We start from the raw sequence: 3,671 nt of genomic DNA, 5'->3' as shown, positions 1-3,671 counted from the left end.
AGGGCCGCCACCTCACGGTGGCGGCCCTCCCGGGTGCTGCGATCAGCCGTCCTCCTGCAGGCGCTCCGCGGCCGGCGGGACCATCCGGTTGACCGGGGTGCCGCCCTCCTCCGGCACGAAGTTGTAGTCGGTGCCGACGATGGTGAGGGAGAGGACCGCGATCCGGTCGTCGAGCAGCACGAGCCCGGTCTCGTTGATGTAGCCGGAATCGCCGTAGGGGTCGATCTCCTTCTCGGCCGGGCCCCAGCTCACGTCGTAGACCACGGCGTCGCCGCGCGGCAGGTCGACCGTCCGCGCCTGCGGGATCACCTGGGCGCGCTCGTAGGGGAGACGGTCCTCGCACGCGAGGACCCACTCGGTGAACGTCTCGTAGGCGATGCGGGCGGCGTCGGCGTCGGGGAACTCCGCCACCGCCTCGACCAGCCCCGTGCCCGGCGTCGGCTCGGCGTCGGGGTCGCGGAGACCGGGTCCGAACTCGAACGTGCGGGTGCGGACCGCCACGGCGCCCAGGTCGGCGAGCGTCGACTGCTGGCACGGGTGGAAGGCAGCCTGGCCGTCCCCCTCCTGGGTGTCGACGGCGCGGAAGGCGCCCTTCGTGCCGGGGAAGTACTCGGTGTCGTCGTCGGTGAGCAGGTCGTCCTCGCTCAGCGTGACGCCGGTGCGGCCGGTGGGGTCCTCGGCGGGCAGGTGCCGGTCGTCGTTCCGGGTGTCGCTGCTCGCGAGCGCGAGCACGGGCACGGCCACGGCGGTCACGGCGACCGCCACCCCGCCCGCCACCAGTGCGTTGCGCCGACGGCGGATCCGGTCGCCGCGACGCCGTACCTCTGGTGCGGAGAGCGGCATGTCGCCTCCTTCGAGTCCTGCGCCGAACCGGGCCAGCTCCTCCAGCGGGTCAGGCATGGCTCACTCCTCCTCCCGCGAGACCGGTCTCGTCGGCGAGCAGCGCGGCCAGCGCCGCGCGTCCCCGGCTGAGCCGGGCCTTGATGGTTCCTTCGGGAACGCCGACCTCGGCAGCGACCTGCTGCACGGGGAGGTCGGCGATGTGGTGCAGCACCAGCGCCTGGCGCTGGGCCTCCGGCAGCTGCTTGAGCGCGGCGACGAGCGCGACGTGCGACTCGTCGACGGCCGGCACCTGCGTCCCGGGCGCGACGGCGCGGTCGGGCGACCGCTCCCCGCGCTTGCGGCGTCGCCATCGGCTGACGGCGAGCCGGTAGGCCGTGGTGCGCACCCATGCCTCGGGGTACTCCGCCCGGTCCAGCTTGCGACGGTGGGCCCAGGCGCGCGCGAACGCCTCCTGGACGCACTCGGTGGCCTCGTCGTAGTCACCGATCATCGCGTAGACCTGGCCCGTCACCCGGCGGAACGACGCGGTGTAGAACTCGTCGAACTCCTGAGCCTCCACGCCGACCTCCTCTCGGACCGAACTGGTGCCCCGGGGCCGGGGCTTCATGAGTGGTACGCCGGCACGGGCGCGCCGGTTGCATCACTTCCCGAGATTCTCCGGAGCAGGCTCAGCCCCGGTCGTAGGGCTCCATCCTGGCGAGGCGTTCCAGGGAGCGGCGGGCGAGCGCGACGAAGTCGGCGTCGCCGATCCGGGCGCGCGGCGCCGCGACGTACACGAGCAGGGAGACCGCCGTGCCGCGGCGCACGACGGCCACGTTGTACTCCACGCTGCGGTCACCCGGCAGGGCGGTGGTGAGCCGCCACGCCGACAGTGCGGTGCGGCCGTCGCCGGAGCGGGCGAGCTCCTCGACCTCCGTGCCCGCGCTGGCGTCCTGGTCGGGGCAGGCCGCGATCTGGTCGCGGATCCGTTGCACGAACCGGTCGGCGGCGCGGGCCGGCAGCGAGCCCACGGTCTGGGTGAGGCCCACCTCGGGCGGCAGGTTGCCGCGGTTGAAGAGGAAGGTGCGGAACTGGTTGTCCTGGATCCGGTTGCCGCGGAACTCGCCGAACAGGTGCACCGTCGAGCACCCGATGGCGCCCGCGTCGACCCGGTCCTCCTTCAGGGTCGTCGGCGGCGTCGCCACCCACGGTCCGTAGTCGCGTCCGACCGGCGGGAGGTCGATCTCGGACAGCATCCACGGCGCCTTCCCCACCGGGTACGGCGCCCGGTCGACCACGCGCGGGCGGTCGGGCGCGCACTCGCCGCCGTCGGCCAGCGCACAGAGGCGGGAGACGGCCGAGGCGAGGAGCGCGGCCACCCCGTCGCGGTTGGCCGTGCCGGCCGGCGCCGCCGTGGTCAGGGCGACGGTGGTCGTGAACAGGCCGGTCCGGGCGACTCCGATCGCGTGCGTCCGCCTCTCGGTGACCGACCGCAGCACGAGCAGCGCCGCCTGGTCGCCGACCCCGGGCAGCGCGGCCGTGCTCACCAGCTGCATCTCGGCCGCGGCGGCGGCCCGGCCCTCGGCCGCGGGGCACGAGGCGAACCAGTCGAGCGTGCGGCGGTAGGTGCGCACCGCTCTACGCTCGGTCGTCGACGCCTCGGCGAACTGCGTCAGCGTGCGGGTCGCGCTCGGCCGGGGACCGTTGCGGAAGACCCGGACCCACGCCGCAGTGCCACGCCGATCCGCGTAGCGCTCGAGCTGGCACGGCAGCACCCGGCCGTCCCCGGCGGAGTTGTCGACGGTGCCGCCCTGGCGCCAGCCCCGACCCGGCAGGGCGTCGCGCACTGCCTGCCGGGGCAGCAGCGCGGTGTCCGGCAGGGCGGTCACCGCCGGACCGGCGGGCGGCCGTGCGGAGACGACCGGGACGGTCTCGCGGTCGAGGGTGGGTCGCGCTCCCGTGGCGTCGGTGGCCACGGCGCCGCCGGCGACGAGCGCGACGACCGCGGCGGCCGAGCCGACCACGGTGTGGGCCCGTCGCCGCGCCGCACCGGCCCTGCGGATGATCGTGACCCGGGGCCAGGTGGCTGTGCGGGTGGTGTCGGACAGGCCGTTGAGTGCCAGCGGGATCGCCGAGGTCGGCACCTCCAGCTGCATGGCGAACTGCGCGGCGCCCAGCTGCAGCTCGCGCTGGGCGACCTCGAGCGGCACGCCGACCTCGCGGGCCATCTCCTCCATCGAGACGGCCGCGAGCTGGGTGAGCACGAGCGCCTTGCGCTGCACGACGGAGAGGGCCAGCAACGCCTCGAGGGTACGCAGGGTCGGCTCGTCGAGATCCTTCTTGCTGCGCCACGGCCGCGCGGCGGCGCGGCGCAGCGCCTTCCGCCACGCCGTGGTGCGCACCGCGGCCTCCGGGTCGTCGAGCCGCGCGGTCTTGCGCCAGTGGTGCCAGGCCACCACGAACGCCTCGCGCACCGCGCTCCGTGCCACGGTGAGGTCACCGGTGAGGGCGAACGTCTGCAGCAGCAGCCGATCGCGGGCATCGCGGTAGAACGCGTCGAAGCTGTCGGCGAGGTCGGCGCTGCTCACGTAGACGGGCCTGGTGACGTCAGCGTTCATGACCGCACCACCGTAGCGGGTGGCGGATCCCGGCCTCCCGGCGTGGCGGCCGCCTCCGGGACCGCCGGCGCGTGAAGATGGGACGACCATGACGTCGCTCCAGTCCCCGCCGGGGCGCCGGTCCGGTGCCGGCCGCTCCACGAGCCGCCCGAGCGGCCGCGCGGGCCGCCCGGCCCACCCCCACCACCGCCCCGACCACGCGACCCCCCGGCCGCTGGTGGCGACCCCGAC

Annotated in this window: 3 protein-coding genes; all 3 read right to left on the bottom strand. The window is 75.2% G+C overall.

The window, feature by feature from the left end; genetic code table 11:
• Positions 1–42: 42 nt before the first annotated feature.
• The 3 genes from ACPOLA_RS19095 to ACPOLA_RS19085 all read right to left on the bottom strand — a co-directional run bounded on the left by ACPOLA_RS19095 (position 43) and on the right by ACPOLA_RS19085 (position 3,440).
• Entirely contained in the window at positions 43–900 is an 858-nt protein-coding gene (locus ACPOLA_RS19095; RefSeq protein ID WP_435772093.1) for a hypothetical protein, read from the bottom strand.
• Complete coding sequence (locus tag ACPOLA_RS19090; RefSeq protein WP_435772092.1) at positions 893–1,402, bottom strand: RNA polymerase sigma factor; 510 nt, start codon at positions 1,400–1,402, stop codon at positions 893–895. Before ACPOLA_RS19090 ends, ACPOLA_RS19095 begins: the two co-directional genes overlap by 8 nt.
• 109 nt (positions 1,403–1,511) lie before the next feature.
• Positions 1,512–3,440, bottom strand: a complete 1,929-nt coding sequence (locus ACPOLA_RS19085) for a SigE family RNA polymerase sigma factor (RefSeq protein ID WP_435772091.1) — start codon at positions 3,438–3,440, stop codon at positions 1,512–1,514.
• Positions 3,441–3,671 lie beyond the last annotated feature (231 nt).

Origin of the sequence: Nocardioides proteolyticus, assembly GCF_051280635.3 — a bacterium.
In the GTDB taxonomy this organism is placed as follows: Bacteria; Actinomycetota; Actinomycetes; order Propionibacteriales; family Nocardioidaceae; genus Nocardioides.
This window is presented reverse-complemented; position numbering and strand designations above follow the sequence as displayed.

What these genes read in the sequence shown, in the direction of transcription:
- ACPOLA_RS19095 (WP_435772093.1), bottom strand. Translation starts at nt 900, where the DNA reads ATGCCTGACCCGCTGGAGGAGCTGGCCCGGTTCGGCGCAGGACTCGAA.
- ACPOLA_RS19085 (WP_435772091.1), bottom strand. Translation starts at nt 3,440, where the DNA reads ATGAACGCTGACGTCACCAGGCCCGTCTACGTGAGCAGCGCCGACCTC.